The organism is Arthrobacter wenxiniae (assembly GCF_013376105.1).
Taxonomy (GTDB): domain Bacteria; phylum Actinomycetota; class Actinomycetes; order Actinomycetales; family Micrococcaceae; genus Specibacter; species Specibacter wenxiniae.
The window spans coordinates 21,152-38,026 of the sequence record NZ_JAAMFM010000038.1 but is presented as its reverse complement, the minus strand read 5'-3'; the positions used below and the strand labels follow the sequence as shown (position 1 = coordinate 38,026).

At 60.8% G+C, this 16,875-nt stretch carries 12 protein-coding genes; 5 read left to right on the top strand and 7 right to left on the bottom strand.

Annotated elements, in window-relative coordinates; genetic code table 11:
• The 3 genes from G6034_RS19605 to G6034_RS17740 all read right to left on the bottom strand — a co-directional run.
• A partial coding sequence (locus G6034_RS19605) for a transposase (RefSeq protein WP_484463076.1) occupies positions 1-258 on the bottom strand: 258 nt, incomplete at its 3' end.
• A gap of 111 nt (positions 259-369) precedes the next feature.
• Positions 370-585: a hypothetical protein gene (locus tag G6034_RS17745; protein WP_176636433.1), complete on the bottom strand. Its 216-nt coding sequence runs from the start codon at positions 583-585 to the stop codon at positions 370-372.
• Between the two features lie 965 nt (positions 586-1,550).
• Positions 1,551-2,831 carry a Fic family protein gene (locus G6034_RS17740; protein ID WP_343038150.1) on the bottom strand — a complete coding sequence of 427 codons (1,281 nt, stop codon included), beginning with the start codon at positions 2,829-2,831 and terminating at the stop codon, positions 1,551-1,553.
• Positions 2,832-3,781: 950 nt separating this feature from the next.
• On the opposite strand from G6034_RS17740, the gene G6034_RS17735 reads away from it, so the two are divergent.
• The 5 genes from G6034_RS17735 (at position 3,782) to G6034_RS17715 (ending at position 11,682) form a co-directional block, all read left to right on the top strand.
• Positions 3,782-5,710: a hydantoinase/oxoprolinase family protein gene (locus tag G6034_RS17735; RefSeq protein ID WP_176636432.1), complete on the top strand. Its 1,929-nt coding sequence runs from the start codon at positions 3,782-3,784 to the stop codon at positions 5,708-5,710.
• Positions 5,711-5,752: 42 nt separating this feature from the next.
• The gene (locus G6034_RS17730) at positions 5,753-6,208 is read left to right on the top strand and encodes an acetone carboxylase subunit gamma (protein WP_176636431.1); all 456 of its coding nucleotides are present in this window, start codon (positions 5,753-5,755) and stop codon (positions 6,206-6,208) included.
• A 15-nt stretch (positions 6,209-6,223) separates the two neighbouring features.
• Positions 6,224-8,350, top strand: a complete 2,127-nt coding sequence (locus G6034_RS17725; RefSeq protein WP_176636430.1) for a hydantoinase/oxoprolinase family protein — start codon at positions 6,224-6,226, stop codon at positions 8,348-8,350.
• 58 nt (positions 8,351-8,408) lie between these two features.
• Positions 8,409-10,739 (top strand): hydantoinase B/oxoprolinase family protein, encoded by a 2,331-nt coding sequence (locus tag G6034_RS17720; RefSeq protein ID WP_176636429.1) that lies wholly within the window; start codon positions 8,409-8,411, stop codon positions 10,737-10,739.
• A 121-nt stretch (positions 10,740-10,860) separates the two neighbouring features.
• Positions 10,861-11,682: a hypothetical protein gene (locus G6034_RS17715; protein WP_176636428.1), complete on the top strand. Its 822-nt coding sequence runs from the start codon at positions 10,861-10,863 to the stop codon at positions 11,680-11,682.
• Between the two features lie 15 nt (positions 11,683-11,697).
• On the opposite strand, the gene G6034_RS17710 is transcribed toward G6034_RS17715, so the two are convergent.
• The 4 genes from G6034_RS17710 to G6034_RS17695 form a co-directional block, all read right to left on the bottom strand.
• Entirely contained in the window at positions 11,698-14,493 is a 2,796-nt protein-coding gene (locus G6034_RS17710) for a helix-turn-helix transcriptional regulator (RefSeq protein WP_176636427.1), read from the bottom strand.
• Between the two features lie 38 nt (positions 14,494-14,531).
• The gene (locus G6034_RS17705) at positions 14,532-14,867 is read right to left on the bottom strand and encodes a carboxymuconolactone decarboxylase family protein (protein WP_176636438.1); all 336 of its coding nucleotides are present in this window, start codon (positions 14,865-14,867) and stop codon (positions 14,532-14,534) included.
• Between the two features lie 101 nt (positions 14,868-14,968).
• A complete protein-coding gene (locus G6034_RS17700) occupies positions 14,969-16,153 on the bottom strand; it encodes an acetyl-CoA acetyltransferase (RefSeq protein ID WP_176636426.1) in 1,185 nt (394 codons plus the stop codon).
• On the bottom strand, positions 16,150-16,863 hold the full coding sequence (locus G6034_RS17695; RefSeq protein ID WP_176636425.1) for a 3-oxoacid CoA-transferase subunit B: 714 nt from the start codon (positions 16,861-16,863) through the stop codon (positions 16,150-16,152). The genes G6034_RS17700 and G6034_RS17695 overlap by 4 nt, the downstream gene beginning before the upstream one ends.
• Positions 16,864-16,875 lie beyond the last annotated feature (12 nt).

Here is a 16,875-nt window from a genome sequence, read left to right as displayed (position 1 = left end):
GTCCACCGTCGCCGCGGACTGCTCCAACTTCAGCTTCAGCGCCTCATTTTCCCGCTCCAAAAGTGCCAGCCTGCGGCGTTCCTTTATTGACAGTGACGACTGTTCCGACCGGGCAGGCTCACCCTTGTCCGGCCCTCTCAACCGGCCCTCTTCCCGGGCCTTGACCCAATGATGCACCGTAGTCTTAGAGACACCCATGTGCCGGTAAAAAGCGGTCTTCGACCCGCGGTCCAAGCACTTGTCATATTCAAGCAACATGGTCCACTTCTCCAAAGGGGTGAAATGAGCTTGGCGGGATGCGCGCTGGGGAACTTCCATAATCAATTATCGCTTCCTGCCCAATGGCAACCTTGAGTGATCCAAACTCTCTCACTCAAGGCTGGCGCATAGGGAAATCCGCCCGCGAGAGTCGGGATCGTCAGCAATGGGAGCGATGATGTCACCGTCGCGGCCTCCATCACTGCCGCCTTCAATTCCAACCACGTCATCGTAGTGGTTCGCCATCAGGGCCACGGCACACCGCTCAAACACGTCAGGGTCAATACCTGCGTCGAGCTTGACTGTGATGCGTTCGTTCAGATTCATGGGCTAAGTCTGCCAGTAACGCCCCTGTCGTGGCCCGCGCGCTAAGGATTCGAGGGCTGGGCAAGCTGAGAGTCTTGTCGGCCGCAAGGTAAATGCGCTGGAATGGACCTGGCGTAGTCCATGGTTGGGTGGTGGTTCACGGCAGTACTGCCGGCTGACGAGAGCAAGAAGATTGAGTCGCCCGGGCCGAGCTGCCGGCAGTCTCGAGGGACGTTTTTGACCCACGGACGGTACTCTGTGCCGGGAGTACGTCGAACGGAGGGCCAATTCTTGGCAGTCACTTTTGCGGATCGTCCAAGCCAAGAACAACCGCGGAATCGAGGGTCTTTTCCGTCCAATGGTCGAGAAATAGGGGAGCCAATTGAACCTGATTCGGCCGAGTTGGAGCCAATTTCGTGATCTTTTCGTTCAATAACGTGAGTAAACCGTGATTTGGCCCCTCGACGCACCCGGCCAAAACAATAAAACCGCAGGTCAGAGCCACATTTTGTGCCCCGGGCCGGACTCGAACCGGCGGCCAAGAGAATCTCACTATCTGGATGCTGAGCGGCGCTGCTGGCTATCAAAGTTCGCGTGTTTTCGGGCAGTTTCGTCTTTTCTGGCGGCTACGACATGTCAGTGATTGCCGTGGTTTTCGGTTGAATTAGATGGGTAAAAGATGAGTGGCACTGCTGAGCCCCTTTGACGTTGTCGGGGCTTGAGTGCGAAATCTGTGAAAGCAGGTTCATCAGTGATCCTCCGCGAGGCAGTGCCAGCTACCGTCCGTGATTACCAGCTTACGCCTGAGGGTTGGTTGGATTGGAGGCTGGTGCGCGGTTTTTGGTGATTCCACGGGTATTGCCGCGGTCATTTCAGTTCAAGCAATGAGCGCTTTCATGGCTCGCACCCTACGGGAGGTTTTGATGGCCGCTATGGGTCACTCCATGTGTGTAAGCAATGTTCTGACGGTAGGGAGAATCAACAGGTTACCCGCGGACTCGTTTGCCTGCGCGAAGCGCGAACTCGTCCAGGGCCTCGATGACGGGCGGCGCTATCCATACTTTGCGTCCCTTGATGTGACTGCTTGGCTTGAGCGCGCCGAGGGATTCCAGAGTCGAGATGTTTCGATAGGCCGAGCTTGAGGACTGGCCTGTGAGCTCCATCAGCATCTCAGCCGTCAGTGCCGGCTCACGCATCAAGAGGTCAACCGTCCAACGCAGGCTTTCACTTGGATTGTGCGGCAGTGCCGCATAAATGCCTGTCTGGGCATCGCGGATACTTGCGGCCAACGCCCTGCCGTTGTCCGTGGCCGAAAAAGTTGACTCGGCGAACATCTCGGTTATCGCTTCCGGGTTGCCGCCCTGGTACGAGCCCAGCGCTTCAAAGTAGGATTTCGTGTTCGCCAGCAGGCCCGAGGAGAGGGGAATGGTGACCTTCTCGGTGACGCCCTTGTTTCGCAGCAGGGCGCTGACGATGGCCCGACCGGTACGGCCATTGCCGTCTGGGAAGGGGTGGATCGTCTCGAACTGTGCATGGGCGATTGCCGCCTGGGTCAGGACGGGAATATCGTCGCGCTGGATGAACGCCACCAGATCGGCCATGGATGCTTTGACGGCTTCATGCCGGGGAGGGACAAAGCTTGCCGAGTGGGGCGATTTTCCGCCGATCCAGACAGCCTGGGTGCGCAGTCGGCCGGCGATTTCGGGATGAGTCGCTTCCAGCAGGGCCAGGTGCATGGACAAGATATTGTCCAGACTGATGTCGTCTGAGAGGTCGATGGCTGCTCGCATTGCGGTGACATTGGAGGCAATCAGCGATGCGTTCGTGCTCGAGTGATCCCCAAGTTGCGCCAGCGCAATCCTTTTGGCGCCAGCGGTGAGATCCTCAATTTCCGAGCTGGCCGCGGACTCGCTGCGTAGTAAAAGTGCTGCGAAGGGTGCAGCATCTTCACCGAGGTCGCGGTCGAAGCGAACCATGTCGATGGTTGCCTCTTCGGCTAATGCTGCCACGGGACTACTGATGAAAGGTTGGCTGTGGGCAATGGGCGGCACCACGGCAGCTTGGTAGGGGCCCCGGGCCATCAGTCGCTGACGCCGGGAAGCGCTGGCGTCGGGTGCGCCGGCCCATTGGACTTCCTCGGAACCTATGGCTGGCCAAGGGTCTTGAACCTGGTCTGTTGATTTGCGTGGGTGGTTCATGCCGGCCTCCTCATTGGAATCCACCAGCCTTGTTTTCCCAATATTATGTGATTCTGGGAAAATAGACACCTTGTCTTCCCAGGTTCCTGTGTACCACGGCGTGATTCAAGCGCGGAGGCCATTGCGCGTACGTAGGGGAGCCAGCGTCGCTACCGGCTGCACGGCCCTGGAGGTATTCTGCCTCCGGGACATGCTCAGCAGGCAGCGAATGAGGTATGCGCACCTGACCGCTTTGAATTGAAGGCCAACGATGCGTTGGCGGGGTTGAAGAGCGATATGCGGGACTCGATAGTTAAGCCTGGGCTCGAGAAGGCCACCAACTGCTTGGACGGCTTGGATCCACCCAGAACCGCAAACGGTCTACCGTGCTGGGCGCCTGACCGTAGCAGGCCCGTTGACGACATGAAATCCGGTTGTTTGGGTAGCCAGAGTGCGAACTGAAAGATGCTGTTTCAAGAACGAAACGGTCGGCATCACGAACCGTGCCGTATTGAACCAGGGCCGAAAGAAACGGGCCCTTCCGATCGAGTGCCTTCGCTGAATTTCGATGTCATGTCTCCCTTCCGGCTGCATCCCAGAAGAGCCACGTGACCAAGGGCTTCATGCCCGCTTCTGAGGCGTGGCGTGGCCTGGTCTGGCGAGCCTTGCAGGATGCAAATGGGCGATCGGCGCAGGGCTATGTAAGTGGCCTTGGCGCATACTTGGCTACCCAAATTTCCGGCCCATTAAGGTGCTGTTGACAGCAGGATACTTAGCCCTCAAATGGTCGGAAATTAACTGATGAAACACAGCTTTGCGGGAGTGCCTCTGCGTGAGTGACGGGTCGACGCACGGATCCGCTGCTCGTCCGCCTACCCGGGGGGCGTATTTTGCCCTGAATAGTCCACCCGGGTGGGTAGTAGCCGGCCACCCTGCGTGCTGGGCGAAACTGGCACCAGTCCTCAATGTGGCTTGCATCACTTTTAGTCGCTGAGGCATTCGACTCGTGTCACCTTGCCGCAGCATACAAAGGAGTATCAATGGAACGGCTCATTAATATCGACAACGGTGGGACGCTGACTGACATCTGTGTCTGGGATGGTGAGGAGTTCTCGTTTACGAAGACCCTCACCACGCCCTTTGACTTGTCGCAGTGTCTCTTTGATGGGATGGCCAAGGCCTCTACGGACATTTTCGGTGAAGAAGATCTTCCGCGGCTTTTGCATTCGACGCGACATATCCGGTATTCGACTACGCAGGGCACCAATGCGCTGGTGGAGCGTAAGGGCCCGCAGATTGGCGTTCTCACTGATAGCCCGACGCTGGCGGAGGAGCTGCGGACGGGGGATGCGTCGGCTGAGTTGTTTGATGATCTTGTTGGTTCGCGCGTTGCGGTGATTGATGCGGATCGGGATCTGGAGGAACTGTCCCAAGACATTGTCAGGCAGGTCAACCGACTGACCACTGACGGTGCTGCTCGATTGGTCATCGCGATGGCGGACAGGGAGAAGGAGCGCACCGTTAAGGGGGTTTTATTGCGGAAGTTTCCGCGTCATCTCCTGGGTTCGGTCCCGATTCTTTTCACTTGGGAGTTCACTCCTGATGCTGTGCGCGGTCGTCGTGTGTGGTCCGGGATTATCAACTCTTTCCTGCATCCGACGATGGAGCGGTTCCTCTACAACGCCGAGCACCGGCTCCGCGACCACAAGGTCAAGAACCCGCTGCTGATTTACCGCAACGACGGAGCCTCGTCGCGAGTGGCGAAGTCGGTTGCACTGAAGACATACTCGTCGGGTCCGCGTGGTGGTCTTGAGGGGACGAAGGCTCTCTCGAGCGCCTATGGGCTTGAACATGTCTTGATGATCGACGTTGGCGGGACCACAACCGATGTGGGGTCGGTGAAGAATTCGACAATTTCGACAGACCGCCGGGGTTCGATTCGGGGCGTCCCGGTTTCATTTGCGATGAGCAACGTTCACTCCTCCGGTGTGGGCGGTAGTTCCGTCATTGCCCTGCGCAACGGCGTTATTACGGTGGGGCCGGAAAGCGTCGGGGCTGCTCCGGGGCCGGCGTGTTTTGGTTTTGGCGGCAAACAGGCAACCATCACCGACGTCAATCTTTTGCTGGGTGTCCTAGACCCTGACACCTATCTTGACGGCGGATTCAGCCTTGATGCCCAGCGGTCACGGGCGGTGATCACCGAGGTTATTGCCGGGCCGTTGGGGATATCACTTGAAGAGGCTCTGATCAGAATGGAGGCTGCATACTTCGAGCGCATGTCAACGTCATTCGCCGATGATGTTGTCGATGCGGAGACCACGACGGTAGCCGCTTTCGGAGGTGCCGGCCCCATGAGCGCTTGTGGTGCTGCCCGGATAGCCGGTGTTCGTCGGGTGCTCGTGCCGAGGATGGCAGCGGTGTTCTCAGCCTTTGGGATTGGGTTTTCGGACATCGCGCAGACGTATGAGGCCAACATCGCCGGGTTGTCCGCCAATGAGTTTGCCGCGACCAAGACGCGGCTGCGGGAGCGGGCCACTCGGGACATGTTCCAGGAAGGCCACGAGATTGGCGAGTGTCGTCTCGAGTGGAGTGTGGTTCAGGAGGACGCTGAGGGTCAGCTGTTGTCCGAAGATTCCTACTCCGAATCTGATCCGCAGCCCAGCGCCAGCGCCCATCATGCGATGCTGACCCTGACGGCCCGATTCGAACTGCCTCACGCGAGTATTCCGCAGGCCGAAGCGACGGAGAAATCGCCTGCTGTCTCTTCCTCAACCCGCAACGTACGTTCCACGGCCGCGCAGGTCGATGAGGTTCCCGTTTTCGACCTGGACACCCAAAAAGCGGGAGCGGCGGGGGCGGGACCGGCCATCGTTGAGGGCCCCTACTTCACTGCCAGGGTGCCGCAGGGATGGAAGTTTGACGTGACGGTGGCCGGGGATCTCATGCTCACGGACACCATTGAGAACTGATCATTGCACCACTATTTGTTAGAAGAAAAGGTGAGACAAAGCATGCGCATTCCAATGACGGAATATCTGATCATCGACCTCGACACTGAGCGCTGGACGTGCAAGGTCTGCGACCACGACCTCGGCGATGCGAGAGGCAACTACAAGGAAGGGACCCTCGTCTACGACAGGGACCCGAGGGACATCCACCAGTCCATTTTGGACCCGGAGAAATACGAATTCACGTTTGCGCCGGATCCCACGTTTTGCCGGATCCTGGAGTTCTACTGTCCCGGGTGTGGGACCCAGTTGGAGACCGAGTACGTGCCGCCGGGACACCCGCCGACAGTGGACATGCTGTGGGACATTGACTCGCTCCGCGAAAAGTGGACCGAACGTGGAACGGACCCTGCGTCCGTCATCAACTACGGACCAGGTGAAGAGGCAGTTGCCGATTTCAGCCCGGCCCTTGGTTCCTACAACAGTCTTTCCGCGTCAGCCCCCCATTCGCACAGCTAAAGGAAACCCCTGGTCATGAAACGAATTTCCGTTGACATCGGCGGTACATTTACCGACTGTTTTTTCGCCTGGGATGATGTGTATGTCGAAGCGAAAGCGCTGACAACCCACCACAATCTGGCCCAAGGATTTAACGAAGCCCTGGATCTTGCCTGCTCTCGGGCCGGCCTGGACCGAGACCTGGTGCTGGCCGAGGTTGATTCGGTACGTTACGCCACAACGCTGGGTACCAATGCCCTCATTGAAGGCAAGGGTCCGCGTGTCGGCGCCCTGGTCACCCACGGTTTTGAGGACACCATCCCCCTGTCTCGCGGTCGGGGCTACGGTGAAGGGCTGGACCCGTCCAAGCAGCAGAACATGCCCGACGCCACACGCCCCGATCCGCTGGTTCCCCGTGCGCTGATTCGCTCAGTGAAGGAAAGAATCAACTCTGCGGGCAAAGTCGTGGTGGGACTGATGGAAGAAGACGTTCGCATGCAGGTCCGCGAATTGGTCGACGCCGGGGCGGAAGCGCTGGTCGTTTCGTTGGTCAACTCCACCGAAAACCCGATCCACGAACAGCAGATTCTGGACATCATTCTGGACGAGTACCCCGCTCATGAACTGGGCGCCATCCCGGTTCTGCTGGGCAGCCAGGTTTCGGGGCGGAAAGGCGAATATGTTCGAGCGACCTCAACCATAGTTGACGCTTTTCTGCACGAGATCATGTTCCACGCGCTGGGGCAGCTGTCCAATAACCTGAGGGGTTCCGGTTATGACAAGCCCATGCTGGTCATCCACAACTCTGGCGGCATGGCGCAGTCGAATTCCACCGACGCACTGCAGACCATTCACTCCGGCCCAATTGCCGGCGTAGGTGCAGCCCAGCACCTGGCCGACAGCACCGGGTTGGGGAACGTGATCTCCACGGACATGGGCGGAACGTCCTTTGACATTGGACTTGTCCCCGAGGGCGGTGTAAAGCACTACGACTTCCAGCCGACCATCGGCCGCTGGCTGGTGTCTGTGCCGATGATCCACCTGCTGACACTCGGCGCCGGGGGTGGCTCGATCGCCAGTTATGACAGGATCCACCATTCGGTGCAGATTGGGCCAGAATCGGCGGGTTCGGATCCAGGGCCGGCATGTTATGACCGAGGCGGGCTGCGCCCGACGGTCACCGACGCGGACTTGGTGCTGGGCTACCTGGACCCGGACAACTACGCCAACGGCTTCATCACGTTGAACAAGAAGCGCTCCGTGTACGCCCTCGATGAGGTCCTTTCCGATGAGCTGGATTTGGACACCATTGAGGTGGCCAAGATCGTCAAGAACGCCGTGGATGAGCAGATGGCCATCGGCATGTCGAAGGAACTGCGCGTGCGCGGGTACTTGCCGGAAGACTTCACCATGCTGGCCTACGGCGGCAACGGCCCGCTCCACGCTTGCGGGATCGCCGATCACGCCGGAATCAAACGGATCCTTGCCCCGCCCTTTTCCTCGGTATTTTCGGCGTGTGGTGCAGGCAACATGAAGCCGCTTCACATCCATGAGCGCGGCTCCCACGTGGTCCTTTACAACCCCACGGACCGCAGCCTGTACAACACCTACGACGAGCTGAACCAGGTCATCGAGGATCTGGAGGCCAGGGGCAAAGGGGACCTGGTCCGGCAGGGTTACAACCCCGCCGACATCCGTCACAGCCTGGAAATGGATCTGCGCTACGGCAATCAGCTGGTCACCACGGCTGTCGTCTTCGACATCAACCGAGTCAACGGCGTCGCCGACGTTCTTCACCTCATCCGCACCTTCTCGGACATCTACGGCCAACGCTATGGCGTCGGCAGCCAGGCACCGGAGGCCGGCATCAGGGCGCAGACCGTTCGAGTGTCCTCTTACGTGGATGGGGACGTGGTGAAATTCGATTCAATCGAATCCGGCCATGACAGGACCATGCCGAAGCCAGTGGGCACTCGACAGGTGCATTTCGTGAAGATCGACGGTGCCGTTGACACGCCGGTCTACGACGAGGAGTCGTTGCACCACCAGCACGTCATCCACGGCCCAGCCATCGTGACCACGGAAAACACCACCTTCCTGGTGGAGCCGTCGTGGCGTCTTGAACCGACGCCGCAAGGTGCCGTTTGGTTCCTCAAGGACTGACCATGAGCACACCATCCCACAACCTTCCAGCACTGACCATTGAAGGAGCCTGATAGCAATGACGCTTACAGTAAATGAAACCAGCAACGCCAGCGGCGGCGACGGAACGTCGCAGCCGCTCACTGACCAGGAACAGGAATGGGTCGACCAGTTCATGGACGAAACCACCCTTTTCCTGGGGCCCGATCCTGCCATCATGCGCAGCCACCAGATCACCTCCCGATCGGCCTACGAGGAAGAGTGCATCGCCAAAGGCATTGACCCGATTCAGATTGACCGGATCCGCAAGCGCCTTGCTGGCGCGCTGGACGAGGGTTACGAAATGTGCGAGGCGATGGGCGCAGCACCCGGGGCCAAATGGGGGGACCTGACGACGGCGATCTACACCGCGGAGGGCGACGTCACCTACCTCTCTTGTCACGGCGTGATCGCGTTCTCGGCAATCTTGCACCACCCGATCCGGTACATCATGAAGTACTGGAAGGACGAGCCGACCGTCGGAATCAACCCCGGCGACGGATTCATTCACAACGATGCCCGGTACGGTAACGTCCACAACACGGACCAGTCGATGATCACGCCGATCATGCGCGACGGGCAGATCATCGCGTGGGTGGCTGCCACCATCCACGAAGGGGAGAACGGTGCCTGCGAGCCCGGGGGCATGCCGTCCGGTTCAGAAACCCCGTTCGATGACGGACTGCGGATGTCCCCGTTCAAGATCGTTGAGAAGGGAGAGTTGCGCCGTGACCTGCTGACCTTCCTGCAGCACTCGGTCCGCGACCCCAAACTGCAGCTGGCCGATTTGAAGGTCAAGATCGGTGCGGTGCAGCGGATCCAGGAACGTGTGGACAGCATCATCGATGAGGTCGGGATCGAGACCTTCGTTGCTGCCCTGCGCGTCACGGTCGAAGACGTCGAACAAGAAGTCAAACGGCGCATCAGTGAACTGCCCGACGGCACCGTGACGTTCAACCAGTTCATGGACTCGACGCTGAAGGAAAACATCTTGATCAAGTTTGCCTGCAAGGTGACCGTCAAGGGTGAGAACATGACGGTTGACCTGCGGGGGACGGGACCGGAAATCCTCAACCGCGCCATCAACTCACCCTTGTGTTCGGTCAAGTCGATGATGATGCAGGCGATCCTCGCGTTCTGGTGGCCGGATTTGCCACGGTGTACCTCGGCCATGTCTCCGATTGACATCGTCTCTGATGAACATACGTGGGCCGACGCCGGATATGACGCGCCCATGGGGCAGTCCCTGCAGGCGTCGTTTCGTGGTTTCTCGGCTCTGCAGACGGCGTTTGCGAAGATGCAGTTCTCCAACCCGGAGAAGTTCTCCAACGTTTTGGCTCCTTGGTTCAACCAGATCAACACGTTCCTTTGGGGCGGGTTGACCCAACATGGGGATCAGGTGGGCAACTTGTGTGCTGACCTTAATGGGATGGGTGGTGGTGCCAAGGCCTTCCGCGACGGTGAGGATGCCGTCTCGCCGTTGTTCTGTGCGATGGCGGACACCGCTGAGCAGGAGGTCATGGAGGAGGAGGTTCCCTTCATGCAGTTGGTGAGCAAGCGGATCGTTCGTGACAACCAGGGCTTCGGCAAGAACAGCGGTGGCATGGGGTACGAGATGATCGTGGCCGCCGAGGGAACTCCCATGTGGGGCTTCATGACGGTGACCTCGGGCTCGAAGTTCTCCTCGGTCACGGGCATGTTTGGTGGCTACGGTTGCAGCACCAACCCGTTGGCCATGGTCAAGGGCATCAACATCTATGACATCATCCGCAAGGATTCCAGCCAGTTTGACTTGTCCATGGAGCGGATCATGAATGACCGGCCTTATGAGGGCGGTAAATATACGACGGCGCACATGGGCTTGCAGTTCGACGTCGCCAAGGACGGTGAGCTGTACATGATCGCTCAGGGTTCCGGTGGCGGGTACGGTGACGTGCTGGAGCGCGATCCGGAATCCGTGGCCAAGGACCTGGAACTGGGACGTATTTCCGCTCACGTGGCCACCACCATCTATGGTGTGGTCTGGGACCCTGAGACGTTTGTTGTCGACGAAGAGGCCACGCGCCAGCTCCGCCACGATGCACGCCAGGCGCGACTCTCCCGCGGCAAGCCGTACAAGGAGTTCCTAGAGTCCTATGTCCAAGCCGAGCCTCCGAAGGACCTGCTCTACTACGGTTCCTGGGGGGATGACACGGACGAACTGACGGCCACGCACTTCACCAGCAGTGGCCCGGAGCGGGTCAAGGCGACGGTGGACAAGCTGCCCCTGATCATGATTCCGGACCGCCGGGAAGTGAAGATCGAGAAGCTCGAGGAGCGCATCCGCGAACTGGAGACCAAGCACAACGAAGTCGTCCAGCGCCGGGCTTAGGCCCTGCAGCATCCGCTGGTCACCACCTACCAAGTCACGACCGCCCTCAGCGCCGCATCCTCCACAATTCACGGGACGGTGCGGTGCTGAGGGCACTAGACAGCAGAAACCTGGAGATACCATGACCACGTCAACGTCCACCTCACTGATCAGCATTGTTGCCGCGCCCCCTTCGGGCAGGACCAAAGCCGTGGTGTTGGATCACCACGATTACGCCTCGTCCGTCATTCTTCGAGGCCGCGCGGTTCCATGGGACAACCCCGTCGAATACTGCGCCTATTTCTCGCAGGCCCAAGGTCTGCTGAGCCCCGACGCCGCACTGTTGGACCTGAGCAGGCTTTACGGGCACCTGACCACCGGCAACACAAGGCTTGAGGCTGCCATGGCTGGCAAATCCCGGACGGGGTACGCACTGCGGACGCTCTTGGCGGACGAAGGAACGAACAAGACAGTGCACGAATTCGCCACGGTCTTCGCCCAGACAGCCCGCCAACCAGTGGTGCTGCGCATCCCGTCGCCGATGAACTGGCTCCTGGCCACCCACGCATTTGGCGGCGCCGCCGGCGTGGCCGAGTTGAGCGCCGATGACGCCGAAAACGCCTCCATGTATGTCAGCGATTGGCTGCGTTCCTTCACCAACCTCCCCATCGCCGGCGTATTACTCGACGATCGTTGCCACAAGGACGGCGGAGCGCACGTTTCGGTGCCGTTGGAGACGTACACGCCCATCGCCAATGTGACCGCGAACTACCGGTGGACTTTAGGCCAGCTCGAAGGGCGTCAAGTCAAGCTGCACGCCGAAACCGCCGCAGGCGGATACATCCCTGACACGTTCTGGCACGGGGCTCAGATCGCACTGCCGGATACGGACTTCTTCTACGCGGAAGTTCCGGTTTCTGCTCGGCCCGAAGAAGTCCTCGCGCGGCTGGAATCGCTCAAATAATCGGGCCGGTACCGGCTATTCAAGGTCCAGCAAGTGTCGGCGGCGCGCCTCTGCCACGCAGCCTTGGCGGTTGTCCACGCCAAGGCTGCTGAACAGGTTCTTCAGATACCACTTCACCGTGTTGATCCCCAGGTGCAGCTCTCGGGCAATTTCACGGTTGGAACGGCCCTGACCGACCAGCTGCAAAATCGCCTGTTCACGCCCTGTAAGGCCCGGCTCCGCAATGCCGGCCTGCTGTGGGCGCCCGAACTGGGCTCCGCCAAGCGTGCGGGCGGGGGACTGGCCCCGGTCAACAGCCGTATTTGAGTCCAGCCGAATCAACAGGCTGAGGAAAGGCCCCAGCTCGGGAGTGCGCGTGTATGTTGTCGCACCCAGTCTGAGTTTGTCGGAGATGGTCTTCACGAGTTCGGAGCAGCCCGGGCCACCGTCAAGGACAGGCCGCACCAGGGCCAAACGGCAGCACGTGTCCAACGCTGGCAGAAGGGTCTCTTCGGCGTCGGCCTGCCAGCCCGCATGGTGCAGCGCTTCAGCCAACAGGATGCGGGCGTGCAACTCTGCGCGCGGTCCGGAATACGCTGCGGCGCGTTGCCAAAGGAGGCGGGCAGCATTGACGGTGGATGACTGCCCGGAATCCCGGGTTGCGGGAAGTGTTGAGGCCAGTTCGGAACGGATCAGTGTGGCGAGGAGGATCTGGTAGTTGGTTTCAGCCAGTCCCGGACGACGTTCCTCGAGCGCATCGGTTCCCTCGGCACATGCGGGGGAGCCATCGGGATTGAACGGATGTGTATCGATTCCCAGTTGCACCCGTTCCAGATTGATGACGAGTGTGAGTCGGCTGAGACCCAGACTGTCGGCGACGGCGGCACCCTCGTTGAGGATGTCGGCTGCGCCAGCAGTGTCTCCACGTAGTTCCTTGATACGCGCCAGCGTGGAGTACGTGGAAATCATGAAGTCCACCACGCCGCCCTCAGAGCCGAGTTCGTGGGTTTCTTCCAGGAGTCTTTCGGCCTTGTCGAGGGCACCGCGTTCGTAGAGAAGCTGGCCCATCAAGGCCCCTGCCAATCTGGCAGCGTGGGACTGCCTGCCCGCATGGCTTCGGCCCAAATCGACGGCCAGGGAAAATTGGTCTTCAACTTCCTGCATGTCCAGCAGGGCATAGGCGGCAAGGCCGGCGAAGCAGTGGCCATAGACATTGCTGAAGGGGCCGGAAGTTTGGTCGTGAAACGCGTTGGCCCATTCCTGCTGTTTGAGCGCAAGGTCGTAGTCGCCGTCGTGAATCTTCTTGAACGTTGAGAGGTTCGCCGCGACGGAGACAATCCATGGGCGCAGCCGGTCGGTGTGGGCAAAACACTTCTCGTCCAATTCATGGACGCGGCTGACGTTGTCCCCGTACATGTCAATGCAGCTCTGCACCACCAGGCTCTCGACTCCGAATTCAAAGCGGTCGTCATCGTTCAGTGTTTTATCGGTTGGCATCACTGCACTGGCACGGTTCAGGGCCGCCTGTGCTTCGGGGGCGAGGTGGAGGAGCGTATTCGCCCAGGCGATGGCCATCTGCAGACGGGCCTGGCCTGCCACCCGTGCGGCCGGGATCTTGCCTACCAGGGCCAGCAACGTCGCCATGCTGGAGTGCTCCACCAGCCACATGGCCCGGGACTCGACGATTTCCACAGCGAAGTCGATGTCACCGGCGCTCAGGGCATGGTCGACCGCGTCGCTGGGGAAGCCGTTCTCCGCATACCAGTGCGCTGCCGTGAGGTGAAGCGACTGTATTCGACCGGGGTAGTCCCGCGCCAACCGGCGACGCAGGTAATCCTCAAACAGGTGGTGATAGCGGAACCAGTCCCCATCTTCGTCAAGGGGCTGGAGGAAAAGGTCTTGTGCTTGAATCTGTTCCAGCATGGCTTGGCCCTGCTGCACGCCGGAGAGCGCCGAGGCGAGTCCGGCGCACAACCTTTCCGGAACGGAAGTGGCCAGCAGAAAATTGAGGACCTCGGGCTCGAGGGCGTTAAGGACATTTTCCGCCAGGTACTCGCCAATGGACTGGTGGCCGCCGGACAGCCTCTCGATCAAGGCCGACGCTTCGCGATGATCTCGCAGGGATAGCGAGACAAGCTGCAGGGCGGCGATCCACCCCTCTGTGGTCCGGTGCAGACTGGCCACGTCCCCGCTATCAAGATCCAGTCGGTTGATCTCTACGAGGAAGGATTGGGATTCCTGCTGGTCAAAGCGCAACGCGACGGCATCGACCTCGACGAGCTGTCCGCGGACCATCAGTCGTCCCAGGGGCAGACCTGCGCGGGTACGGCTGGTGATGATGAAGGACAAGTGTGTCCCCCCAGAGTCCAGCAGTCGTTCCACTACCGCCATCGTGCGTTTGTCGGTGACCAGATGCCAGTCATCCAAGGCGACGACGACGTCGGCCCCGCCTTCGTCGATGGCGTTAATGAGCGCCGGGATGACGTAGCTTTCCGCGTCGTCGGGACGTTCCTCGAGCAGCTGCTGAAGGTCGTCGTCGAACCCGGGCATGGCGCGACCGATGGCTTCGAGCAAGTGGGAGAGAAACCAGATGGTGTTGTTGTCATCGCGGTCCAGGGAGAGCCACACCCTGGTGCGGCCTTGGGCGGCGAGCAGATCCATCCATTGGGCGGCAAGGGTGGATTTGCCGAAACCTGCCGGTGCATGGATCAGGGCCAGACGCCAGTTCTGCCCAGCGGTGAGGAATTCCGTCAGGCGCGTTCGGGGCACCCATTTGCCGACAGGGCGCGGGGCATTAAACTTACTGGACGCTCCGCGGGGAACCGCCGCCATCTGCCACCTCCTTGTGGACCGGCGAATGCCGGGAAGACCTAGTGTTGACTCCGGATCTCTTGGAGCACTGACTCGGCGACTCGAAACGACTCAAGGGCAGCAGGCGCACCACAATAGGTCAACGTCTGCAACAGTACTTCCTGTATCTGCAATTCCGTCACACCATTATTCATGGCGCCCCTTACGTGTCCTGCCAATTCCTGGGGACGATTCAGCGCAGTGAGCATCGTCAGATTCAGCATGCTCCGTGTCTTGTGGTCCAGCCCAGGCCGGGACCACACTTTCCCCCAAGCGTACTCGGTCACCAACTCCTGGACTGGTCGGCAGAAATCGCTCAACCCCTCAAAAGTGCTGTCAACATGAGCCCCACCCATGACGGCCTTGCGAATACGCAGGCCTGCGTCATGGCCATCTTGGTGCGTTGCTGAGGTGGTCACCGGTTCCGCCCTTTCTGGGGAGTGTTCAACGTGGCAGCCTAGAGCGTTTCGAGGATGCTGACGTAGTTGGCGATCCCGACGCCGCCCATGTTTTGGACTGCGGCGCGGTGGGGGTTGTGTAGTTGCATGGCGCCTGCGGTGCCGGTGAGTTGCATGGCGGCGATGACGTGTTGGGAGACGCCGGTCGCACCGACGGGGTGGCCTTTGGCCTTGAGGCCGCCGGAGGCGTTGATGGGGAGCTTGCCGTCCTTATACACCCAGCCTTCCTCGAGGGCGCGTGAGCCGTGGCCGGGTTGGGTGAGGCCCATGGCTTCGTACATGAGCAGTTCGGCGATGGTGAAGCAGTCGTGGACTTCGGCGAAGTCCAGGTCTGCCAGTTCGACGCCGGCCATGCCCAGGGCGCGCTGCCAGGAGACCCGGGTGGCGGCGAACGCTGTGGGGTCCCTGCGTGCGGCGGGGAGGAAGTCGTTGGCGTGGCCGAAGCCGGCGAGCCGGACGGGATCGGTGGTCCCGCCGGTGGGGCCGGTGGTGAGGATGAGGGCGGCGGCGCCGTCGGAGACGGGGGAGCAGTCGGTGCGGCGCAGCGGGTCCGCGACCATGGGGTTCTTCTCCGAGACGGTGCGGCAGAAGTCCTCGCCGAGATCCTTGCGCAACTGCGCGTAGGGGTTGTCGACGCCGTTGCGGTGGTTCTTGGCCGCGATGGAACCCAGCACGTCACCGACGGCACCGTAGCGTTTTTCGTAGTGTTTCGCGACCTCGGCGAAGAGTCCGGTGAAGCCGGTGGTGGAGGTTTGCCCGGCCATGTCGTAGTCGGCGCCGAGCAGGGCGGCTCCGACGGTGTCGGCCCCGGCGTGGGTCATTTTCTCGGCGCCGATGACGAGCACGGTTTTTGCGGTGCCGGCGAGCAGGGCCTTGGCGCCTTGCTGGACGGCGGCGGAGCCGGACGCGCAGGCGTTTTCCACCCGGGTGGCGGGGACGTTGGCGAGGTCCTCGGAGACTTGCAGGGCCAGGGAGGAGGGGAAGGCCAGGGGCATCATGCCGGCGTTGAATTGGCCCAGGTAGATTTCGTCGATTTGTCCGGGTTCGATGCCGGCGGTGGTGATGGCGTCGGTGGCGACTTGGGTGATCAGGGATTCCAGGGTTTCCTCGGTGAGCTTGCCGAACGTGCTGTGGCCCCAGCCGGTGAGCAGGATGTCCTTGCCGAACTGTTCTTGCAGGCTCATGCGGCGGCTCCTTCGAGAGCGGTTGCAGGATCGTTGGTGGTGGCTTCGAAGCGGGTGGTGAACGCGGGCTCGGTGGCAGCTTGGATGTCTGCCAGGGTGACCCCAGGCGCAAGGCGCGTCAGGACGAGCGCCGGCGTGCCGCCGTCGTCCGTCCCAGGGGCCGGTGCCTCGATGTCGAAGACGGCGAGGTTGGTGATGATGCGGTCCACGACGCGGCGCCCGGTCAGGGGCAGGGAGCATTCGTTGACGATTTTGGGGGTGCCGTCCTTGGCGGTGTGGTCGGTGAGGACGATGACGCGTGGGGTTCCGGCGACCAGGTCCATGGCGCCTCCCATGCCTTTGACCATTTTGCCGGGGATCGTCCAGTTCGCGAGGTCGCCGGTGCCGGAGACTTCCATGGCGCCCAGGATCGCGACCTTGACGTGGCCGCCGCGGATCATGCCGAAGGAGGTGGCCGAGTCGAAGATGCTGGCGCCGGGCAGGAGGGTGACGGTTTGCTTGCCGGCGTTGATCAGGTCCGCGTCCTCCTCGCCTTCGAAGGGGAAGGGGCCCATGCCCAGGATCCCGTTCTCGGATTGGAGGGTGACGCGGACGCCGTCGGGGAGGTTGTTGGCAACCAGGGTGGGGATGCCGATGCCGAGGTTGACGTAGTCGCCGTCGGTGAGTTCCGCGGCCGCGATGGCGGCCATTTCATTGCGGGTCCAGGCCATGATGGTGTGCTC